21 protein-coding genes and 4 pseudogenes are annotated in these 20,856 nt (G+C 40.6%); 19 read left to right on the top strand and 6 right to left on the bottom strand.

The window, feature by feature from the left end:
- Positions 1-51: 51 nt before the first annotated feature.
- Together QF049_RS06535 and QF049_RS06530 are read right to left on the bottom strand one after the other, a co-directional pair.
- Positions 52-141: pseudogene (locus QF049_RS06535) on the bottom strand (putative holin-like toxin); the annotation flags it as partial.
- Between the two features lie 25 nt (positions 142-166).
- Positions 167-1,126 carry a carotenoid biosynthesis protein gene (locus QF049_RS06530; RefSeq protein WP_307535813.1) on the bottom strand — a complete coding sequence of 320 codons (960 nt, stop codon included), beginning with the start codon at positions 1,124-1,126 and terminating at the stop codon, positions 167-169.
- Between the two features lie 154 nt (positions 1,127-1,280).
- Between QF049_RS06530 and QF049_RS06525 the strand changes: the two genes are divergently transcribed.
- The 7 genes from QF049_RS06525 to QF049_RS06495 all read left to right on the top strand — a co-directional run bounded on the left by QF049_RS06525 (position 1,281) and on the right by QF049_RS06495 (position 6,929).
- Positions 1,281-1,850 carry a TetR/AcrR family transcriptional regulator gene (locus QF049_RS06525; RefSeq protein WP_307535811.1) on the top strand — a complete coding sequence of 190 codons (570 nt, stop codon included), beginning with the start codon at positions 1,281-1,283 and terminating at the stop codon, positions 1,848-1,850.
- A 44-nt stretch (positions 1,851-1,894) separates the two neighbouring features.
- The gene (locus QF049_RS06520) at positions 1,895-2,296 is read left to right on the top strand and encodes a hypothetical protein (protein ID WP_307535809.1); all 402 of its coding nucleotides are present in this window, start codon (positions 1,895-1,897) and stop codon (positions 2,294-2,296) included.
- 64 nt (positions 2,297-2,360) lie between these two features.
- A complete protein-coding gene (locus QF049_RS06515) occupies positions 2,361-3,143 on the top strand; it encodes an Ig-like domain-containing protein (protein WP_307535807.1) in 783 nt (260 codons plus the stop codon).
- A complete protein-coding gene (locus QF049_RS06510) occupies positions 3,122-3,328 on the top strand; it encodes a glycoside hydrolase family protein (RefSeq protein WP_307535805.1) in 207 nt (68 codons plus the stop codon). The genes QF049_RS06515 and QF049_RS06510 overlap by 22 nt, the downstream gene beginning before the upstream one ends.
- A gap of 593 nt (positions 3,329-3,921) precedes the next feature.
- Positions 3,922-5,142, top strand: a complete 1,221-nt coding sequence (locus tag QF049_RS06505) for a stalk domain-containing protein (protein ID WP_307535803.1) — start codon at positions 3,922-3,924, stop codon at positions 5,140-5,142.
- Positions 5,143-5,952: 810 nt separating this feature from the next.
- Positions 5,953-6,246 (top strand): RNA polymerase sigma factor, encoded by a 294-nt coding sequence (locus QF049_RS06500; RefSeq protein WP_307535801.1) that lies wholly within the window; start codon positions 5,953-5,955, stop codon positions 6,244-6,246.
- On the top strand, positions 6,243-6,929 hold the full coding sequence (locus QF049_RS06495; protein ID WP_307535799.1) for a zf-HC2 domain-containing protein: 687 nt from the start codon (positions 6,243-6,245) through the stop codon (positions 6,927-6,929). The genes QF049_RS06500 and QF049_RS06495 overlap by 4 nt, the downstream gene beginning before the upstream one ends.
- A gap of 258 nt (positions 6,930-7,187) precedes the next feature.
- Here the strand turns inward: QF049_RS06495 and QF049_RS06490 are convergent, their stop codons facing one another.
- From QF049_RS06490 to QF049_RS06480, 3 genes and pseudogenes are all read right to left on the bottom strand, one after another.
- A complete protein-coding gene (locus QF049_RS06490; RefSeq protein ID WP_307535797.1) occupies positions 7,188-7,730 on the bottom strand; it encodes a hypothetical protein in 543 nt (180 codons plus the stop codon).
- 297 nt (positions 7,731-8,027) lie between these two features.
- Positions 8,028-8,268: pseudogene (locus tag QF049_RS06485) on the bottom strand (FAD-dependent oxidoreductase); the annotation flags it as partial.
- Between the two features lie 34 nt (positions 8,269-8,302).
- Positions 8,303-9,190 carry an NAD-dependent epimerase/dehydratase family protein gene (locus tag QF049_RS06480; RefSeq protein ID WP_307535795.1) on the bottom strand — a complete coding sequence of 296 codons (888 nt, stop codon included), beginning with the start codon at positions 9,188-9,190 and terminating at the stop codon, positions 8,303-8,305.
- 1,085 nt (positions 9,191-10,275) lie between these two features.
- On the opposite strand from QF049_RS06480, the gene QF049_RS06475 reads away from it, so the two are divergent.
- The 3 genes from QF049_RS06475 to QF049_RS06465 all read left to right on the top strand — a co-directional run bounded on the left by QF049_RS06475 (position 10,276) and on the right by QF049_RS06465 (position 12,238).
- A complete protein-coding gene (locus QF049_RS06475; RefSeq protein ID WP_307535793.1) occupies positions 10,276-10,473 on the top strand; it encodes a hypothetical protein in 198 nt (65 codons plus the stop codon).
- 344 nt (positions 10,474-10,817) lie between these two features.
- Positions 10,818-11,702 (top strand): aminoglycoside phosphotransferase family protein, encoded by an 885-nt coding sequence (locus QF049_RS06470; RefSeq protein WP_307535790.1) that lies wholly within the window; start codon positions 10,818-10,820, stop codon positions 11,700-11,702.
- A gap of 410 nt (positions 11,703-12,112) precedes the next feature.
- Positions 12,113-12,238 (top strand): YjcZ family sporulation protein, encoded by a 126-nt coding sequence (locus QF049_RS06465; RefSeq protein WP_307535788.1) that lies wholly within the window; start codon positions 12,113-12,115, stop codon positions 12,236-12,238.
- A 403-nt stretch (positions 12,239-12,641) separates the two neighbouring features.
- Here the strand turns inward: QF049_RS06465 and QF049_RS06460 are convergent, their stop codons facing one another.
- The gene (locus QF049_RS06460) at positions 12,642-13,187 is read right to left on the bottom strand and encodes a TetR/AcrR family transcriptional regulator (protein WP_210108339.1); all 546 of its coding nucleotides are present in this window, start codon (positions 13,185-13,187) and stop codon (positions 12,642-12,644) included.
- A gap of 179 nt (positions 13,188-13,366) precedes the next feature.
- Here QF049_RS06460 and QF049_RS06455 point away from each other — a divergent pair, with 179 nt between their 5' ends.
- The 9 genes and pseudogenes from QF049_RS06455 (at position 13,367) to aiiA (ending at position 20,853) form a co-directional block, all read left to right on the top strand.
- A complete protein-coding gene (locus tag QF049_RS06455; protein ID WP_210108340.1) occupies positions 13,367-14,278 on the top strand; it encodes an alpha/beta hydrolase in 912 nt (303 codons plus the stop codon).
- Positions 14,279-15,043: 765 nt separating this feature from the next.
- Positions 15,044-15,388, top strand: a complete 345-nt coding sequence (locus tag QF049_RS06450) for a hypothetical protein (RefSeq protein ID WP_307535784.1) — start codon at positions 15,044-15,046, stop codon at positions 15,386-15,388.
- Positions 15,360-15,584, top strand: a complete 225-nt coding sequence (locus tag QF049_RS06445; RefSeq protein ID WP_307535782.1) for a hypothetical protein — start codon at positions 15,360-15,362, stop codon at positions 15,582-15,584. The genes QF049_RS06450 and QF049_RS06445 overlap by 29 nt, the downstream gene beginning before the upstream one ends.
- 81 nt (positions 15,585-15,665) lie before the next feature.
- A complete protein-coding gene (locus QF049_RS06440; RefSeq protein ID WP_307535780.1) occupies positions 15,666-16,502 on the top strand; it encodes an RNA polymerase sigma factor in 837 nt (278 codons plus the stop codon).
- A 25-nt stretch (positions 16,503-16,527) separates the two neighbouring features.
- On the top strand, positions 16,528-17,643 hold the full coding sequence (locus tag QF049_RS06435; protein WP_307535778.1) for a YcdB/YcdC domain-containing protein: 1,116 nt from the start codon (positions 16,528-16,530) through the stop codon (positions 17,641-17,643).
- 37 nt (positions 17,644-17,680) lie between these two features.
- Positions 17,681-17,898 (top strand): annotated as a pseudogene (locus tag QF049_RS06430) (thioredoxin domain-containing protein); the annotation flags it as partial.
- Between the two features lie 164 nt (positions 17,899-18,062).
- Complete coding sequence (locus tag QF049_RS06425) at positions 18,063-18,524, top strand: hypothetical protein (RefSeq protein WP_307535776.1); 462 nt, start codon at positions 18,063-18,065, stop codon at positions 18,522-18,524.
- A gap of 620 nt (positions 18,525-19,144) precedes the next feature.
- Positions 19,145-19,524 (top strand): annotated as a pseudogene (locus QF049_RS06420) (DUF3888 domain-containing protein).
- A 570-nt stretch (positions 19,525-20,094) separates the two neighbouring features.
- Positions 20,095-20,853 (top strand): quorum-quenching N-acyl homoserine lactonase AiiA, encoded by a 759-nt coding sequence (gene aiiA / locus QF049_RS06415; RefSeq protein ID WP_307535772.1) that lies wholly within the window; start codon positions 20,095-20,097, stop codon positions 20,851-20,853.
- Positions 20,854-20,856: the final 3 nt, after the last annotated feature.

Raw genomic sequence — 20,856 nt, 5'->3', positions numbered from 1 at the left:
TGAAACTACATAAAGAGCAGTCGGCCGCTAGGTGGTGGTCAGAATAGACTGTTACCTTAGGGTGGGCGGTCTATTTCTTTTCATGTAAGCAAGAAGCACCAAAATAAAAATGCCGAAAAGGAATATTAATGAAAGTGTGTCTTTGCCTCAATGCTTGGGTTTATGGTTATTTCTTGATTGGACTTGCTTTTTTACCCATAATGTAAATTCCAATCCAGCCTAGCAATAATAAGATCTGAGCCAGAGCGACCAGCCACAACACTTCCGTGTAACCTCCTATAATGCAAAATATAGTATTGACTAGGGGGAACCCCACGAAAGTAAACATGATAGGAAAATCTTTTTTGGGAGTGATTGAATAATTAACCTTCCGGTCCCAAAACTTTATAAAAGCTAATGCTAAAATTCCGATTGTAATTACAGAAAGTGTAATCAACATCACCCATTGCATATTAGAGGTTCTTTCGAAGAACGGCCCCATATAATTAAAGAAGTTAGATAAAGGTGAGAACATACACGCTAATGACAGAATGGCCGCCAGAAACGGATAGATATAACCAATTGATTTACTGTAGCCTTTCTTTTTATGCCACCATTCACCAATTAGAATAAAGATGGTCCAATATCCCGCTATATAAATCCATCCTGTAAAATTCATCACAGGTTCCCCATAGATTTGAGGTTCACCGGCCAGCGGATAATAAGTCCATCTTGCCATGAGTCCATCTGTAGTCTGAAATATCTGTTTAACAGCCACCGGGTCCAATGAAAAGTCAAAAACCATAGCACTCAATCCCGTAATAAATGGTTTAGTCCAGGACGGTATATTTACAGACTTTAGAACACGCAAAGTTGAATAAATGATCAGAAACTCAATAATAGGGACAGTCATCGGTATATTAAATAACATTAAAATACTCCGCCCATAGGCGTAAAAACCCTCCCCAAGCGATGAAGCAGTAATTTCAAAAACGGCTGCGTAAAAAAACACAAAACCTATAAACTGCAGTAGAACCGTTTTGGGATGTGTTTCCTTATCAAGGATATAGAAAACCATTAGAACAGCAGCAATTAAAACTATAATATCTTGAATTATCCATACAGGCACTACAGTTATATCACCCATATTTTACCTCCATTTAAGTTTAAAAGTAGAATTGAACGTTCAAATAAATTATAATTTCACTGTGTTACTTAAACAACAGGCTGTTCGATTGAGATATGTTAGTTATCATACAAACCACCTTAGATTTGTTCATTATTTTAAATGGGAGGATATTATGGCAGACAAAAAAACAGATCACAGAGTGAGATATACAAAAATGGTTATAAAAGAAAGCCTGTTGAAGCTTTTGACAGAACGGTCTATCAATAAAGTTACAGTGACCGACATTTGCAGAGAAGCAGGGATTAATCGCAACACCTTTTATACACACTATGCTAATCAGTTTGAGCTTCTTTCAACGATTGAAAATGATCTTTACGAAGACATTAAGCAAGTTGGGATGAGTTCTTCAAACCCTCAAACGCTATCTTATGAATTATGTAAGTATATAAAAGCGAATAAAACGATATGTGAGGTTCTGTTCTCAGAGCATGGCGATAAAGAATTATTAGAACGAATCCTTTATATCAGTCACGATTTAACTATTGAACGATGGAAGACGGAATTAAAATATTTTGATCCACAATTATTTGAGTCCTGGTATATGTTCACCGCTCATGGCAGTATAGCTATTATTAAAAAGTGGGTGAGTAGTGGTCTGAAGGAAAGCCCCAGTAAAATTGCAGCTTTTATTGATAAAGCTACGGAATCCGTATCTAAAGCTTTTTATTCTGAAGAATTGTAGACTTCCCCGCTTCTCACCAAAAAGCCCAGCAGCTTCTACGCAGTATGAGTATTGAAACTCACGCCGGCAAGGTGTGCGGTATTGTATTCGTAGGTCATATCAAAGGAATTATCCCTATCGACGAAACTGAGTTTGAAAACGGGGCACAATTGAGAGATGCTGTCGGTACGACAATCTATTATAAAGTTCTTCAACTTGACCGTAACTCAGCAATTTTTGGTGCATCAAGCAAACAAGCTATTGACCATCTTCAAGGACTGACTTGGGATCGGCTTCGAGAGAATATGGTCATTGAAGCTAAAATTACTCGTGTCAATAATCGCTCTTTGCATCTGGATGTTGGTGCCATTAAAACATACCTGCAAGCGGACGAGGTATCCTATGAGTGGATCGACAACATGCATTATCGTTATAAAATGTTGCGCTTACGAGCGCGGGTGCATTAATATATCCGACCATTGTTACACTGAAAAATGAAGGTACGCCGCCGCTGATCGAACTTTTGGTGTAGTGGCCGTTCGTATCAACGCTGATGGCAGTTCTCTGAACCTGTTCCGGGAAGGGATGTTAGCACATGATATGGTTCGGACGGATATAGAAGGCGCAGTGGAGGCAAACGTGATCGAGGTGGAGGGTGATTTCGGCAGAAATTTACTCCATCGACGGTCGCCGTTGATGAATGAAGCTATTGGAGTTCCGGAAACGGCAGTAATTAAAACGATAGATGACATTCACGCCGTTACGGCAACCGCGATATATACCGATGGCTCGAAGGCAGTCAAGCAGGTGAAATGGAAGACGGATGATATCAACTTCCATCAGTCGGGAAGTTATGAGATCACCGGGACGGTCATACAGCCGTTCTATCCTTTTCCCGTCGCGGTCGGCCGGGCAGATCCTCACATATTGAGATGGCAGGATAAGTACTATTTTATCGCAACGAATGATGATAATGACAATATCGGACTGTATGTACGTGAAGCCGATATCATTCAAGGCCTGTTTGCGCCCGATATCATTGAGCATGTCGTTTTGGATAAAGTTGATTCCAGAGGGTATACCCAGACCTTCTGGGCACCCGAGTTTCATGTGGTAGGCAACGACCTATACATTTTCTTTGCGGTCAGCAGTTCGGTATGGGGGCCGCAGGCTCACATTATGAAGCTGAAGAATCAAGGACGAATCCTCAATGCATCTGACTGGGAACTTCCCATTCGCATGGTTAATAAGGATGGTGTGTATCTGGGTCGGTTCGCGAGGACGGCGAGGCATTGGATATTACACTCGATATGACGTACTTGGAAGTCGATGGAGGGTCTTATGTCATTTGGTCCTGGCGCCGCTGGTCACCGGAAGACTCAGGTTCCATGCTGTTTATCGCTACGATCGATCCAGCAAGACCCTGGCAATTGACCAGTGATCCGGTGTTAATAACACGGCCGCTTTATGGTTGGGAAAATAACACGAGTACACTTTAACCGGGACAGGTTGCCTGTTTTCGATCTGTCTCCTGACCGTGATCTGAACCAAGAACTGACTCAAGTAAAGCTCAGGGTCATCATAGAACCGTGAAAGAGAATCGATATTGACATGGGTGACATGGAAATGCAGATCCATTTTTAAACACACGAAAGGTCATTGTAGAAGGAATGAATTTCCTGCTGTCATGGTTATGGATTGATTACGTATGTTTGTTCAAAAATGTAGAACGACATAAAGTCACCAACCGAGGAATCAATTATAATAGAAGGTTTTTTAATTTTTGGTAGGGAACTTTGTGTCAATTTGTCGAGGGACAAGAACATAGTCCCATTGAAGTCGCTAATTTAGCGGCTTTTTTATGTTATCGGTACAAGTTCGTGTCCCGAGCCAAGAACAAGAACTTGTACCGATTGCCGGAAAGGACAAGAACATGGTCCGATTACCGATTAGGCATATAACTAAACGTTTCTTTTCCTCTTAAATAAATAATACTTACAATGATCACATTACTCTTCAATACAACTTTTCTTTGCAAATTGCGTTTAAACTATTGGCTAGTTTATACAGTGATTAGAGAGGAGTGGTCAGAATGAAAAAATACCTTGCTGGATTATTAATTATTTTTATCCTATGTTTGGGCTTACCAGGACAGGCTTACATGGAGGCGTCTAACCAACAGCCTTTGGCCTTTGAGGATCTCAATCTAGAACAAGCGATTAGGTCATTATTGAATAAAAACGACGATGAATCACTAACAAAAGAGGATTTAGAATCACTGACCGAGGTCAATTTATCGAATAAAGGAATTAAGAGTTTGCAGGGTTTGGAATATGCAGTCAATGTGACGAAGCTCTCTTTAAGTGGAAATCAAATTAGTGATATTTCACCTCTATCCGATTCTGTGAATTTGACGACTTTGGATTTGAGTGGTAATCAAATTGAGGATATTAAGCCCCTTGGGAAGTTAACGAAGTTGACAGATTTATCGTTATCTAGAAACCAATTCAATGATCTTTCACCGCTAGCGGGACTAGTTAATCTGAATACGTTGTCCATTAATTCCGATAAGATCACAGATATAAAGCCACTAGCAGGATTGGTTAGTCTTTGGAGGCTCGATGCTGCGAATAATAAAATCAAAGATCTTGCTCCTTTGTCTAAATTAACTAACTTACTTACTCTGGATTTATCATCTAACCAGATCTATGATTTGGAACCATTGAGGAATTTGCAAAGTTTGGGTTACCTCTATTTGAGCAACAATCGAGTGTGGGATTTAGAGCCGATCCAACAACGTAATTTTTTTCCGTATTATGATACGGGTGCATTCATTGAACCACTTGCGCTGCAAAATAACTATTTGGATTTAAGCAAGGGATCGAAAACATATAAATTATTCGTGAAACTGGCAGGAAATGAGTTGCCTGGCGGTCAGCGTAAGACACAGCGCTTGGTGATCGGCAGCACAACAGCTTATGTGGGAGACAGTGCTTATCGTATCTCCGCAGCGCCATTTATTCAGACGGGACGTACCTATGTGCCGATCCGTTTCATCTCCGAGAAGCTTGGGGCAACCGTGAATTGGAATCAGAGCACCAAAGAGGTAACGATTCAGAAGGATGGTAAAACGATTCGTTGGGCTGTAGGGAATAGGCAGGTAAAAGTAAACCAGCAAACGGTGATGCAAGATGCTCCTTTACTTCTGAAGAACGGCAGTGCGTTCGTTCCTGTTCGTTTTGTGGCGGAGCAGTTAAATACTTCCGTTGAATATATGGGAAGCAAGCATATGGTCGTGATTTTCAAAAATTAAGCAGCATAATGGAATTACAGAATAATATTTGAAGATAAGGACTCAGTGACCATGCTTCAATACAAGAGTAAAATATGTAGACCGTCATTAAACTCCCTCGAAATGATTCAGTTTCCTCACTCAGGCTCATGAATTCGCAGGATTTCATCCTGTAATTAGTACGAAGAAGAGGATGTGGGCGGAGCCGGTGGCGGACAGACGTAAAAATAGGCATGCGGGAATAAAGGTGAGTACGGTTTCACCCATATTGTTCCATTATGCGCACGTCTCCACATCGCCCTAGCGATTCTCGCTCGCTAAATTATTCGTTTTACAGGAATTCTAACGGGAAACATTAGCTCAATAAAACTAAGAAGGCATCAAAGTGATCAGCTACTGTTTTCAACTAGCGGACCGACAATAGGGATCGTTGCACAAATGCTGACGATCCTTTTTTGTATACCTTTACAGACGGTAGAGACAGAAAAATGTTCAAAAAATAAATATTACTATGATGGCTCATTAAGCTAACGGCAGATTAGTTTAATGACAAAATAGAATTATAGTCTTATGAATCTCTTTGTAAGGAGAGTATATGACACTCTGATGAATAAGAGACAGTTTGGAACGATAAGTTGTAAAATTATCAAGACAAGAAAGAATGCTTTTACTCCTAAAACAATGACCAATAGTAGTACAATCACTATGAACATGAAAGTCAGCTTAAGAGGACCCGTCCGCGGTCCTTTTTTAGTATGACTTAAGAAATATATGAACTAATTTGTAACGAATTGTTTGTATGGCAGTCTTATTACTGAAGGTGGTGAACAATTGACGGATTTGAGAAGGATTTATGATCAGTACTTTCAAGAAGTGTATTGTTTTGCATTATCTTTGAGTCGGAATAAGCAAATTGCCGAGGAAATTACACAAGAAACTTTTTTTAAAGCGTTGAAAAATATAAATCAGTTTAGAGGGGAGTGCAGTATCAAAGTCTGGCTGTGTCAAATTGCTAAAAACAGCTACTTTACGTATTTACACAAGCAAGAACGGTTACAGACAGAGGGATTGCTCGCAAAAACTAATGATATTGATATTGAAAAGTTGAAGGAGGAAGAGAATTGAGTAAACTACAATGTGATGTTGTAAGAGATTTATTGCCACTTTATTATGATAATGTATGCAGCACAGCCACAAAAAGAGAAATAGAAGCGCACATTGCTACATGTTCAGGCTGCAAGATGATGCTGGAAAAATTAAAAGATCAAGAGTATCTTTCCATTGAAATAATAGAAAAAAATAAGTTGGAAGGAAACGAACTTAAAAGTATAGCGGCTTTTTGGAACCAATCAAAGGCAAGGGCATTTGATAAGGGATTATTAGTTGCTGCTTCTGTATTTTCACTGTTGATCTTGGTTTATTTAGGCCTTACTCAATGGAATATTGTTAATGTACCTACTGAGGTAATACGTATAACGGATATAAGTCAGTTGAGGGACGGGAAAATTGTATATCAAGTAAAAATGACGGACGGGTTCAATGTAAACCAAATCAATTATAAAGTGAATAGTGATGGGGATGTATATATGGTACCCGTCCGTCCTCTTATTAAATCTAAGCAATATTATCATATAGGACTAGCCAATATGTATGACTTTGTTGATCTTGATCAAATAAAAGCCAATCAAGGTGTGGGAATTCGAGCCGTATATTATGGGTCACCTGAGAAACCTATCCTCATTTGGAAAAAGGGCACCGAGTTGCCCATAGCAAGTGATACGGTAGAAGCCCTATTTCAATTCGACTAAAGGAGCATAAGATGAAGAAAACAAAAGAATGTAGCCAATCAACATGATTAGCTACATTTGTTATACTAACGGGAAGCGTTAGTTGAAAAGATATGAGCAGTCTGCAGATCAGCAGGCTGCTCGTTTTTTGTTGAGCTATCGGTGGCATAAATAAGTTACGTGAATATGTTCGTTAAGGAAGTGAGATCAACGTGGTTTTGACGTATTGGAAGCATAAGTATGCATTTCGACAACGACAAACTGATTAGTTTGATGACACTAATCAATTGTATAGATGTCCCAATCACCTTGTTCATTCTGCCGGATCGCATACATCATTTTCACTTTTTCAACCGAATGGTTTGCTGTATCCAGACGTTCACCAAGAACAGTAATATGCACCTGTTTTGTAATAGACGCATTTTTCTCAATGCTTTCGATGCTTGAAAACGTATATTGGAACTGCTCACCATAATAAAAATCCATGGCATCGGCCAGTTGATCATCGACAAAACCGGATCGGTAGAGTTTGTGATCATGCTGTACGAGAGCGGTCAGGTTCTTTTCGAGTACATCCAGCGCGGGGCGCTCGTTTTCTTTCAACGAATCTTTAGCTGATTCTATATCAATTGCCAATTCAGCTTTAAAGCTAGTATTCGGCGATGATTTAGCACTCTTATCTTGCGATTTTGTTGTAACGGGAGCTGCTTTCTGAGTCGGTGTATTTGTCGATGTGCTTGGTTCATCTTTTGGCAGACTTTCTCCACAACATGCCGTCAAAAAAATTAGAGAGGCTAATAAGGTAGTCATTGCTTTTATCACTATACCCCACCTTTTCAAATATTTGTAGATAAGACGCTACAAAGTATGAAAAAGTTACATTATTAGATATTACAGCTATGGACAGTAAGATGAGGATCAAGACCAAGTTGAAGCAGTCATACGTGGAGAAAGGTATTAAAGTAACGGGAAACGATAGCTTTAATAAAAACAAGAAGACAGCTGATCTCAACATAATTAGCTGTCTTTGTTCAACTAACGGGCAGGTTAACTCAATGCCATCTTTCGAATTACAGGTGTAACTTTTATTAATTGAAAGCGTTGTTAATACCCAGATTGGAATACGACCGAAGGGTACTTCAATATCTGTTCCCTTGCAATCCGCTGAAATTCAGATGGCGTAATCCCATCACGTGTCAAGAAGCCATGAGATTCTTTTGTCACATGATTTCTTGGCATCTCCTTTATCGATTACCAGTACCCGACTGCGTGAACGAGCCAGCACCAAGGCGGCATTCAGTCCAGCAGGGCCACCGCCAACAATCGCAACATCATATATTTCGGCCTTAATCTTGGTCATCTTCCTTCTACCTTCCTGATCAACATCACAATCTTCAAAAGCTATTGGCAAGCCAAGTTTGGACGGATTCGGCTTCAGGCTTCCAGCCAAGCAAGTTTCGAGCATGTACAGAGCGAATTCGGCAATTCGTCGCAAGTGTATATTGAGCCAGAAGGCCAAATTCAGCAACCGCTTCTTCCAGAGACCAGCTCAACGTGCGTCCCTCATATCCAAGCGCCTCACTTACGTAACGGCTTAGATCACGGAATGATTCTTCGCCATTTTCTGCGAAAAAGTATGAGGAGGATGGCGCTTTGTCTAGCGCAAGAAGATACAATTGGGCCAAGTCACGAATATGGACGTTCGACCATCTGTTCAGACCTTTGCCAATATAGACTCCGGCCTTCATTTCTTTCGATTTCTGTACAATCATTGGAAGCTGAATGCTGTCTCTTGGAAGTCCGAGAGACGTTCCATATACCATGGAAGGTACGATGACAATGCCTCGCACTCCTTGATCGACCCCTGCTTTACGCACCAGCTCATTGACTCGAATCGATTCCAAGTCCCTTGTTACAGGTGTTTCTTCGTTATAGATTTGCTCGCTCTGGAATTCGCCCTTGGCATCATCCCCAACGTTGCCTGAACCGGATGTGTGAATCAACGGCTTTCCTGTACCGCGCAAAACGCTAATAAAAGTCTCAATAGCCTTGCGGTGAGCAACGTCAGCTGTATGAATCACTCCATCGCTCCGTTTTGCGTAATCAGCCAGTATTTCCGTATCTCCAAGTGTGCCCACGACAGGCTCCACTCCAAGCTCTTTCAGCTCGTTTATTTGGCTGGTGCTCCGGGTCAGACCATAGATAGAATGCCCTGCATCGAGCAATACTTTAGCCACAGAACTTCCAATATATCCGGTAACGCCTGTCATAAATATTTTCATCGTTCGTCATCTCCCTAATCTAAGTTCTTAAAAGTAAAGTGATACGATCTGTCACTGCCTCCTATACTTACATTAATAATAAGATATCATAGATATTTTATATCTACAATATGGGCAAAAAAAGGGGCGTGATTCAGCTTGCATTCATACAAAGAACCAGTTCCTTTGATCGCATGGATATGAAGTGCATAGTCGAGTTAAGAATAATTCATTTTCGCTCCTATTATCGACTCATCGAGTCCATAATCGACTGACTTAGCTCATTTTAGGGCTACGGATTACATATGTCAAGTACTTGGCTCGCCTAAACCCACATAAAACATTGTAATCTTAAACTTGTTCTCTTAGCATCCCGTATTAGACGGATTGTATAGCAACGTATTCCACATGCTAGAACTGCCAAGCATACCAGAAGACTGAAAATATCTGGTCTTTTAAAAACAATTATTCAAAGCAGTTCGCAATTTCTTTGTTAGCTTTATATCGTTCTCGTGCCAAATGTTTTTAACAACGAGCATCCGGTTTTTCGTTCTGCAATTATCTCAGTTCGGCCGATGAAGCTATCAACATTAGGATATCTTCTGCATATTATTTCAATAAATTTCTACTTCGGTTTCCTTTTGAAAAAATGAAGTGATTGCTGACCTCCTAGCAGTAAGGTTATTGAACTAACGAAGAAATGATAGCTCAATATAACTAAGAAAGCAGCTGATCCATGTGATCGGTTGCTTTTGTTAAGCTAACGGGCAGGTTAACGTAGCTGATGCAAGAAAAAATTAGCATTATGGGAGAAGGAGTAGCAGTATATTTCCGGAATATATTATTATTGGGAATTACTGAAATGGGATGTATATAAGATGGACAAGCATTAAATATGAAGATACTTTTCCTATCAGTGCTATTATCGTTGATGCAGATGGTTCAGGAGCTCCAAATCGGAACCAATAAGCTGAATGAACAAAAACTATCTGGACAAATTAGTGAGAAAGATTTCTTGAGAATGGCAAAAGGCATAGCTAAACTTGAAAAATGATCCGCCCATAATAGTGTGAAACTTTTACGTACTTTAAGGAGGGTATCTTCACATGAAACATATGTCAATTTCTGAATTGAATGAAATTTTAGTAAAAGCAACACTCTCGGCCAGACAAGAGGCCAAAAGCAATGGTGTGCCCATTGTATATGAAGAAAATGAAAAAATGATCAAGGAATATCCGGATGGCAGAAAAACAGAGATCATATATGAAAAAAATGGTAACAAAAAGGAAATTGAATACCCATGAGCTGAAATAATAAAAGAGCTGATGTCGAGGGACAAGAACATAGTCCTATTGAAGTCGCTATTTTAGCGGCTTTTTTATTTTATCGGTACAAGTTCTTGTCCCAAGCCAAGGACAAGAACTTGTACCGATTGCCGATTAGACGTATATCTAATCATTGTTTTGCCCGTTAGTCCATTCAACTAACGGGCAGGATAGTGGAATAAGAAGTTCTTGTACTAGTAAGTATATGGTACATTAAATGTAATCAAGTTAAAGGGGTTGATAAGGTTGAGTTTATCAAATAAATTTGTGTCTGTATCTGGGTTTTGGGTGATGAATAAATAAGATTAAAGGGAGAATTATAAATGATAAAAATTGATGTAGAATTAGTTTCAAAGTTAATAAATAGCCAATTTCCAGAGTGGACTAATTTTGAAGTTAAGCCTGTTAAAAAAAGTGGAAATGATAATAAAACTTTTCACTTAGGCAACAGCATGAGCGTTAGGTTACCAAGTGATGAAGCCTATGTACCCCAAGTTGAAAAAGAACAAAAATGGTTACCCATTTTAGCCAGGCATCTTTCTACACAAATATCTGAACCATTAGCTAAAGGAGAACCAAGTGAGGATTACCCGCACCCTTGGTCAGTCAACAAATGGTTGGATGGAGAGACGTTAACTTTAGAAAATATAGATGATTCAAATCAATTTGCAAATGATTTGGGGGAATTCTTAGTTGAATTACAATCTATTGACGCCAGTGAAGGTCCCTTAGCTGGCGAACATAATTTTTATAGAGGCGGAGATATTGTTGTATACGATTATGAGTGTAGAGATGCCATTAATAATAATGTGAATACTTTTAATAAACACCTATTGGAAGAAATCTGGGAATTGGCATTAACTTCAAAGTGGGCTGGTGGACCAGTTTGGGTCCACGGTGACATAGCCCCAGGAAATATATTAATTAAAAATGGTAAATTGTGTGCGGTTATCGATTTTGGAATATTGGGGGTGGGAGACCCTTCTTGTGATGCTGCAATGGCATGGACTTTTTTTGATGATGGTAGCAGAAAGACATTTAAGAATGCATTGGATTTTGATGCAGAAACTTGGAACAGAGCAAGAGGTTGGGCTTTATGGAAGGCTTTAATAACCTACAACTATAATAAACAATCTAACAAAGCATTTGCAGATGAACAATGTAATATTATAGAAGTAATCATTAATGATTACGAAAGTGAGAGATAAAGGCATTAAAATAGAATTTTTAATTGCACTGAAGGGTGCGTTAGCGGTGCTGTCTTTAAAGCGGCTTTTTCTTATACAACTATCGGAGCAGGATAGTTAAACCGATGTTATAATGTAAGTAAATAAAGTAATAAGGGTCAATATCTTTTACAAGCGAGTAGATGTGGAATCGGTGTTCAAAAGTTTCGTGCAATTTGTAAACATTATGAAAAAAGGCAATTGTCAGTCATATAACAATAGTGTGTTTAGATGGGATGGGTCGGTTTGAAGAATATTTTTTTGTGCTTGCGGGTATGATAAAGGGACTCTCATCCTCAGCTGAATGGTTGGGGGCCTTTTTTTTATAAAGCCTTGTCAAAATAGATGCACCTGAATAATCTATCTCATACCACAAAGAAGGAGATGGGAGCATGAGTGAAGTAGGTTATGGTAATGTAGGAGGAGTAAGTGGAGGATATGGTAGTTTTACGTCCATTGGTGCAATACTCGTACTCTTTATTTTATTGGTTATTATCTCTAAAGCTTTCTTAGTGTAATAGCTCACTTCTTACTTTTCCCGCCAGCTTTGCTGGCGTTTTTTTTATTTGCTCACCAAGTTCTTGTCCCAAGCTGAGGACAAGAACTTGGTGTCGGAGTACAAGAACATAGTCCCATTAGAGCCCGCGCCCAGCGCGGATTTTCTGTTTTATGGGATCAAATTCTTGTCCTTTTCTCGGGACAAGAACTTGATCCCATTGCCGAAAATGGACAAGAACATGGTACTATTGACGATTAGATAAATATCTAATAATGCCTTTCTTCGATGGGGAGGATTCGAACAAGGAGAGATTCGAGGAATCCTGTAAAAGGTATATTCACTCGCGGGGTTAGTTCAAATTAAACGTGACACTTTAACATCTCTCAGAGTGGTTGGCAAGCTGCTAAATTGTCAGATATCGATTATAAGTTTCTCTCTAACAATATCCCGAGTTGCTTTGCCAAGACCTGATGCGGGATTGGTCTTTCATTCGTAAACCACCATTCCACGACTCCTACTTGAGCTGATGCAACAAATAGTACAACAACATCTTCATTTAATCCTAGGTTTTTGCCTCTGGTTACGTCTGCTTCTTTCTTCAACTCTTCGATCAGGAAATCAAGAAATCGATTACGAAAATATGGGGCTCCTTTACTCGTTAACATCAACGAAAAAAATGAATAATTATTTTCAAAGTATTCGGTCCAGATTAAAGTCGCTTCTACAAAATCCAAATCAAATGCGGATTCGCAGAGTTCCCTTAGTTCATTAAAATGTTTTTCAGTAAGTTTATCTAGTAGATCATATTTATCCAAGTAATGATGGTAAAAAGTTCTTCGACCAACATTTGCTCTGTCAGAGATTTCTTGTATGGTAATTTGATCAAAATTCTTTTCGGACATTAGTTCAATAAAAGCCTTTTTTATTGCTTCTAGTGATTTGAATATTCTTCTATCCACTATAGACATTGTGAGAGAGTCACCAAACTTTCTTAAGAATAATTGCACAATTTTAATTAACTTGTGCAATAGAGCACAAACGGTGTTCATCTGATTATTGCAGACATCCTAGTTTAATTTTATATTATACACGAAGTGCGATATCGCATAAATGTGCACTTATAATAAAATCAAAAAGGGGAAAAATCATGAAAAAATCAGTAACATTTAAAAACGGTAATTTAACAATGGCAGGAGATCTATATTTGCCAGACGGATTTGATGAACATAAAAATTATCCTGCGATTGTCAGCGTTCATCCTGGCGGAGGAGTAAAGGAACAGACTTCCGGGTTGTATGCACAGAAACTCTCCATCCAGGGATTTGTTGCATTATCCTTTGATGCCTCGCATCAGGGAGAGAGTGAAGGTGAGCCGCGTTTACTCGAAGATCCGGTTGCAAGAGTGGAAGATGTGCGTTGTGCAGTAGATTATCTGTCTACTCTTCCATTTGTCGATGAAGAAAAGATTGGAGCCCTTGGTATTTGTGCCGGTGGTGGTTATGCAATAACTGCAGCACAAGCCGAACGTCGCATCAAAGCAGTAGGAGGAGTCAGTGCAATTGATATAGGTGCTATGTTCCGAGGAGAAAATACAGGAGGTACCGTTTCAACACAATTGCAAACACTTGAGGCGGTTGCTAAGCAGCGTACAGCAGAAGCAAATGGAGCAGAGGCTATGTTCCTTACTTATGTACCTGATTCTCCTGAAGAATTTGATGAAAATACACCTGCGCTTATGCGTGAAGGCTATGAATACTATAGAACTCCTAGAGCACAGCATCCAAATTCTACTAATCGATTCCTATTTAGAAGCGTTGACAGAATCATGGCATTTTCGGCATTAAGCCAATTAAGTACCTATCTAACTCAACCTCTTTTAATGATTGCAGGAACCGAAGCCAACACACGTGGTTTCAGCGAACAAGTTTATGCATTGTCGAATGGACCAAAAGAATTGTTTTGGGTTGATGGTGCAACGCATATCGCCATGTATGACATACCGGAATATGTAGCCCAAGCAGTAACCAAGTTAACAGAATTCTTTGAGAAGAATCTTTAAAATAAATTTGTGCAAATTAACAGAATTTCGTCCAGAAACTTTATATAACAAGTAAATAACGAGATTTTAAGACGCTAAAACTAAAAAAAGAAATTTTGAAAATTAAATTTTAAAACCGTTAACCTGTACAACATGGATAACGGTTTTTTACGATAACGAGGCAATGGAACTAATTACAATGAGTATTTATCAGAAGTTGGAGATACGATAATATTTCAGGATGAACAACATGAATCATTGACTATTTTAGTGGCTTTTTTTATTTGGACAATGTAACTTGATATAACGCAAATTATTCAGACATTATCATCACATGAGCTTGTGAACATCTGTCGAGGGACAAGAACATATTCCCATTGAAGTCGCTATTTTAGCGGCTTTTTTATTTTATCGGTACAAGTTCTTGTCCCGAGCAAAAGACAAGAACTTGTACCGATTGCCGATTAGGTGTATATCTAAATAATCAGCATATGTACTTCTTTGGGAAAAACTACAAACAAGAGATATATTCGGGCGGACAACCAACTAACAGTATTGAGCCTAATCCGTTAAAAAAAATTATTCAGAATACCTGATAAAAATAATTGAATAAATTTTGTTAACCGTATTCTGAAGTAATTATTATATAATTACTTCAAGGAATCTGAAAAATTTTAACATAAAAAGAAGTTTTTTTATGCAGTATAAAACAGTCCCGACTTGGGGCTCTATCGGCAATTCGTGCACATTGGGTAACATCATCAAATAACAGTTATTGCATTAGGCATGATTGCACTACTTATTGGATCGATCTTTGAAGGGAATCTCATTGAACAAGAACAGGCTGCCGCGAAGCAGCAGCCTGTCAATCCGGAGAAACGGCCCGTTCGGCACTACACCCCGAATGAACAAGCAGCAGAAGAGAAGCAGGCCGAAGAGGTAGAAGTGCCAACGGAAGAAATGCAGACGGAGATTCAGAAAGTGATTCCGGAGTTTCTGAAGGTGTACGTACCGTTCAATGCTAAAGATGATTTTTTGAAGAATTCAAAGCCGTTCAGGAAGGCCAAATTAGTGGATGGACAATGGAAGATTGATGATTTGGGTGTACGTTCAAGGGCGTGGAACCCATGAGGATATTGCGAAAGAAATCCATGTCGCTCGCGCCATCGACTACCGGGGGATCGAACGGGGAAAGGACTGTGAGTTCTCCAATACCCTTACCGGGCTGGAAGAACTGCTTCAGTGGATGAAGGAGCTTCAGCAGGAACACGCCAAGAGCGACGTACTCTTTGGCACCCGTGCTTGCCGCATGCGGGTGGTCACTTGATCGGTCAGTTCCAGAATAATGTTACATTAATTAAATCCAAACCCCCGAGTTAGCTGTCTATATAACAGGAGGTAAACGACAATGATCGATGCACAGCAACAAATCAACGCCGCACAAAACGGAGATCACGATGCCTTCGTTTCTCTTATAAAGGATCGAACGGATAAGCTGCACCGAGTGGCTCGCCATTATGTACGGGAGTCCAAAGATGCGGAGGATATCGTTCAGGATGCCCTGGTTAAGGCTTATGAGTCACTGCAAACGCTGCAGCAAGCCGAAGCGTTTGAGAGCTGGCTTACCAGAATTGTGGTGAACCGGGCGCTCAATCATTTGGAGAAATCCAAGCGTGTTCACCTGAGCGAAGACCCGCAGGCGCAAGAGCCATTAGTCGTTAATGATATCGATCAAACCCTGGATCTGGAGCGTGCATTGGCCAGTCTGAATCCGAAGCTGCGTCAGCTCCTGTTCTTAAAATATAAGAAGGACCTGACCCAGCAGCAAATCGCCCATCTCCTGGATATGCCATTAGGTACTGTAAAAACACAATTACGGAAGGGGCTGGAACATTTGCGCAACGAAATGGCTCAAGATTTTCTCAAACGAGACCTGGATACATTACGCCTGCAGTTAAGACAACAAGCAGAGCACCAGTTTGCCGTTTCACCGGATTATGATCTGATCGTCAATGACTATCAAGAGAACACCATGAGGGGAACAGGGAAGGGAGAAGCGGGATTCTTATGGGTTAAAACGGGGAGTGATGACGCCGTTTCTGCCACGCTCTCCAGGGACGGCAACTTGCTAGACTATGCCATTTCCTGGGCCTCATTGGACAACGAGACACGGCTATCTGAGGAGAAGCTCAAACAGCAGGCAGAGCAATTCCTGGAAGATCATTATCCCGGCGCACTGCGCTGATTTTCCGTATTGTGAGATGGAGTGGATGGAAGGGATGTTTGGGTACACACGACAGCAGAAGGCGATGGGGCTACCGCTTCCTGAGACGGGATGCCTGATTATGGTTCACCCCAGCGGTCGCGTGGTCGGATTTAGGTATTACGGAACCGTTCGAGGGCCAGCACTCCCAACCATGATCACACCAGAAGAGGAACAGATGGCGTGTATGAAGGCGAATTTTTTGCTACATGTGGAATATTGCGTATTGGACAAAGCCGTGTACACGGATGGTGACGATCAGGTCCATCTTGTTTACGCCCCCCGAAGTAGAGGACTAATCTATACTGCATCATCACAGGAGGAAGTTCCGACAGCCTATAGGGCAGAAGCTGTCCCCTCTGACCCAAGAACTTTGGACGAGTGGCCAGGTGAGTTCCCGCCCGCACGAAGCCTAGAAGGGTGGATTGGCGTAGACAACGACCAATTTCAGTTAGTACAAGACGACAATATTGGCTCGAACACCAAGTTGATGGTGTGGAAGCAACAGAATGAAGAGCGTCCAGCCAAGAATGACCGGTCTTGGAAGGCCTATTGGGCTGATCAGATGGAGGGAGCGGTCAAGGCGCGAGTAGACAGCCAAACCGGACAACTGATTGACTTTGTTTCGCACGGTAAGCCAGATCAACTTGCTCCATTAACCTGGGATCGAGACGCATGTATAGAAGTAGCTATGGACTATGTCCGAGGACTAGCAGCCGAAATGTTGCCGTATCTCAAGCTTCTAACTGAAGAGACCGACGACGAAGATCGTTTGGAGATCATTCGCTTTGGTGTATATGTTCAAGACGTATCTGTCAGGGATGAATGCTATCAACTAGCTGTTGACCGCTCTAATGGGAGGGTCAAAAGTTTGATGTCCCCCTCCATAAGGCCAGAACAGTTAAAGAAGCTGGAGACCGTGCCTTCATTTGATTACCAGACAGCCATCCTCCGATGGACGGCACAGGCCAAGCTGCGTCTGCAATGGGAACGGATGCACAATGCTAGGGCGGAAGAGGCCCCGTACGAACTAGTGTATCGAATGATTGGTAGCGAGCACGAGCGGACGCCCGAAGTGCTTGATGCGCATACGGGGAAGTTATACGAAAATACTTTTTACTGACAAACAAAAACATCTAGCCCGAAACTAAGGGCTGGAAGGCATTCAAAAGCCTGCGGACGTAGAACAGCATTGGAAGGAGGTTGGTGTCCATTCCAGAATGCCCATCGATGGTTCCTTATGGAAGGACGATCCCATCCTTTCTTCCTATCCACCGTCCCGTGTATACAAGGTCATCGAGCGAGATCATGCAGGAAGAGCGATGGAGTTTTTGAGAAAGCCAGAGAAGCGGTCTTTGCGTTCAACCGTAATATTGCGCGGGGACAGCATGCTGCGAAAGTATTTGTTTCTGGCGGTACTCCAGCTTGCGCGTCACCAACCGGACTTCAAGCGCTGGCATAAGCAGAATGTGAAAAAGGGGGGATGGGCAAGATGCAACCTATGTTAAACTTATTGGAAAGCTAGCTCGTATTCTCATTGGTATGGACTTTGCAGACCAAATCATTAGTCATCAAACGAGAAGTGCAGGGGGGATCAATCAGAACGCATTATTCTGGGTATTAGAAAAGATAGTAGCTCAATTTAGTGCAAATTTTTTTATTGATTGGTTGAAAGTTGCAGGAGAAAGAAGTGTTGAAGCAAGTGTACCTCAGTGGAACGAAATTGAACAAATAAGAGATAACAGTTTCCCAAACATAGCAATAAAATATATTAAATGTGAAAATTCTTCATCAAGCTCAATTGAGTTTTATCATCTAGATGAAATTCAATCGGGATCTAAATGGAAATGTCCGCATCAGGATGGGCGTAACAAAGAAGCGATACAATCCATGAAATCTTTTACACCTCAGAAAATCGCAATGCTCGTTATGAGTAACCCTGATGAAGAGAACTTAAAGCTACAAAAGTCAGTTGATAAATATGTGAAAAGATTAAGTTTTTAAAAACCGTTAATTTTCAAATGATGAAAATTAACGGTTTTTGTCGCGGGACAAGAACATTGTGTCATCTCGGATTAGGTGACTATCTAAATAGTATCATGATGGAACTCATGTGGCGAGATAAAACCACATTAATATAAGACTTCACTTAAATAACGATTTTTTTGATAAGGAATTCTGACCTAAGGCAAGTATCATGCAGTTTAGTGAGAATTTCTTGTCGAGGGACAAGAGCATATTCCCATTGAAGTCGCTGTTAAGCACATGCACTTAAATGAATAACTGGAAGCCTATTGTTTAAAAGATAACTCTATCCTATATGAAATTCCTCAGAAACCAAGTATTCACATCTTTTATGCAGGCGATTGTCCTCAATATTTTGGCCAAACATAACGCAGAGACTGGATATAATTGATGAAGTAAATTCTGAGACATCTTTGCACAAAATCTGGAACCATCCCACCGCGAATGCGAGTGCTGGGGTATTGGAGGAAGGATGGTACGAAACTTAGCCCGCTTGGGCAAGGTTTTGGGGGTGGTATTACTTTAATGATTTTGAAGAAACAATATTTAGAATAAGATTAAACATACTTAGGGATACTTAACTAAAAAAGAGTGAGTACATGAAAAAAGTATTAAGTATTATCATAATAAGTGTTATGACATTGAGTCTGAGCACTTTAGCGCATGCACAGCCTGATACAGTGAATGAGAAAGATTTTAAACCCCTTTCTTTAACACTGTTAAACCCGTCTATAGACCAAGTGATAAGCCAATATTATCAAAAAAATCAGAAACCAACTCCCAGTTATGGCTTATATGATGTTAAGGTTTTAGAACTGAAAAGAAAATCCCCTGGGGAGTATGCGTTCCGTGTGGTTTTGAAGTAAGTACTTATTACGGTCCACACAATCCTCCCAATGCCAAAGAAACCATTACATTTGACGTAGATCCTGCCAAAATTACGTTAGTTAATTTCATTCATAAGAATGTCAATCCTTAACTCCTTTCTTTGGCTTCTGAAGTAAACATAAAAAGATGGATTACAGGTTATAATCGTAGTAACATTCAACTAATATAGTAAGTATCCTGTAGGGAAAGTATTTCTCTATCAAAGTAGTTTAATTAGTAGGGAACTTCCTCAATATAAACAACTACAATGATTTATTGTCGAGGGGCTGTATCTAAAGTAAACCGGTTCTTATAGTGGGACAAGAACATTGTTTCATACAAAGTCGCTATTATAGCGGCTTTTCGTATTATCAGGTTAGCCAGTAATTACTGGTTGGCCTTTTTTTATGGTCGTTTTACGATGGGGGAAGCCGGGAGAACGTGGCGGCTTTAGGGGATTGACCCCGTAACAAAAACAGTTCTCCCACGACCTCCAAAAAACCATGTTTGAGCTGGTAGGGGCGGTAGACCTCGTATAACAAGCGAAGATAAGTTTTAGGTAATTAATACTGTTATGATCGGCCTTATTTTCTGATGATGATTGACATCGGACAACTTGTCCGTTACAATAAATCCACACCGGACAAGTTGTCCGAATTTATAATATGAAGGGTGAAACTGGATGTATGTCAAGAAGCTGTATTTTTTACCTGTAGGTGAATGTTTCCTAGATCAATCGGCTGTTAATCGAACCCTTGTCCCCGGGAAGTTAGTCGGAATGCCTGTGTGGTCTTTTCTGTTGGAAACGACCAGCGGTCCGATACTCATCGATACGGGAATGCCCGACTCTTTTATCAATAATCCCGATTACTACAAGGGGACTAGACGTGAAGGGCGCGTCGTCCCCAACATGTCGGACGGCGACTCGATCGTGAATGTGTTAAAGCGTGTCGGTTATCGACCTGACGATATTCAGATGGTCATTAGCTCCCATTTACACTTGGATCATTCTGGGGGAAACGGACATTTCCGCAATACACCTATCCTTATTCAAAGGGCAGAGTATGATGCAGCCATAGGCAACGAGGATTACTCTCCATTAGAGTGCAGGCTACCCGATTTACAATATCAAATCATTGAGGGTGACCATGAATTGATTCCGGGGGTTCAAATTTTCTTCACTCCGGGTCATTCCCCTGGGCATCAATCAGTCCTCGTCACAACAGAAAAGTCGGGTCCAGTGCTTCTGACGATTGATGTTGCTTATACTCGGGATAACTTCGAGAGTAGCATACCGTTCTTGACATTCGATCAAGAGATGGCTGACAAATCGATTATTCGCATGCAGGAGTTGATTCAGGATGTTCGGCCGTCCTATGTTTTCTTGGGACACGATAGAGATCAAGCGCAAACATGCCGCACCTTTCCTGACTTCCTGTAATGG

Source organism: Paenibacillus sp. W4I10 (genome assembly GCF_030816325.1).
GTDB classification, from domain to species: domain Bacteria; phylum Bacillota; class Bacilli; order Paenibacillales; family Paenibacillaceae; genus Paenibacillus; species Paenibacillus amylolyticus_B.
This window is presented reverse-complemented; position numbering and strand designations above follow the sequence as displayed.

Excerpts from the sequence above, each read along its gene's own strand:
- QF049_RS06530 (WP_307535813.1), bottom strand. The coding sequence starts at position 1,126 with ATGGGTGATATAACTGTAGTGCCTGTATGGATAATTCAAGATATTATA.
- QF049_RS06525 (WP_307535811.1), top strand. The coding sequence starts at position 1,281 with ATGGCAGACAAAAAAACAGATCACAGAGTGAGATATACAAAAATGGTT.
- QF049_RS06520 (WP_307535809.1), top strand. The coding sequence starts at position 1,895 with ATGAGTATTGAAACTCACGCCGGCAAGGTGTGCGGTATTGTATTCGTA.
- QF049_RS06505 (WP_307535803.1), top strand. The coding sequence starts at position 3,922 with ATGAAAAAATACCTTGCTGGATTATTAATTATTTTTATCCTATGTTTG.
- QF049_RS06480 (WP_307535795.1), bottom strand. The coding sequence starts at position 9,190 with ATGAAAATATTTATGACAGGCGTTACCGGATATATTGGAAGTTCTGTG.
- QF049_RS06475 (WP_307535793.1), top strand. The coding sequence starts at position 10,276 with ATGAAACATATGTCAATTTCTGAATTGAATGAAATTTTAGTAAAAGCA.
- QF049_RS06470 (WP_307535790.1), top strand. The coding sequence starts at position 10,818 with ATGATAAAAATTGATGTAGAATTAGTTTCAAAGTTAATAAATAGCCAA.
- QF049_RS06465 (WP_307535788.1), top strand. The coding sequence starts at position 12,113 with ATGAGTGAAGTAGGTTATGGTAATGTAGGAGGAGTAAGTGGAGGATAT.
- QF049_RS06460 (WP_210108339.1), bottom strand. The coding sequence starts at position 13,187 with ATGTCTATAGTGGATAGAAGAATATTCAAATCACTAGAAGCAATAAAA.
- QF049_RS06455 (WP_210108340.1), top strand. The coding sequence starts at position 13,367 with ATGAAAAAATCAGTAACATTTAAAAACGGTAATTTAACAATGGCAGGA.
- QF049_RS06450 (WP_307535784.1), top strand. The coding sequence starts at position 15,044 with ATGATTGCACTACTTATTGGATCGATCTTTGAAGGGAATCTCATTGAA.
- QF049_RS06440 (WP_307535780.1), top strand. The coding sequence starts at position 15,666 with ATGATCGATGCACAGCAACAAATCAACGCCGCACAAAACGGAGATCAC.
- QF049_RS06435 (WP_307535778.1), top strand. The coding sequence starts at position 16,528 with ATGGAAGGGATGTTTGGGTACACACGACAGCAGAAGGCGATGGGGCTA.
- QF049_RS06425 (WP_307535776.1), top strand. The coding sequence starts at position 18,063 with ATGGACTTTGCAGACCAAATCATTAGTCATCAAACGAGAAGTGCAGGG.
- aiiA (WP_307535772.1), top strand. The coding sequence starts at position 20,095 with ATGTATGTCAAGAAGCTGTATTTTTTACCTGTAGGTGAATGTTTCCTA.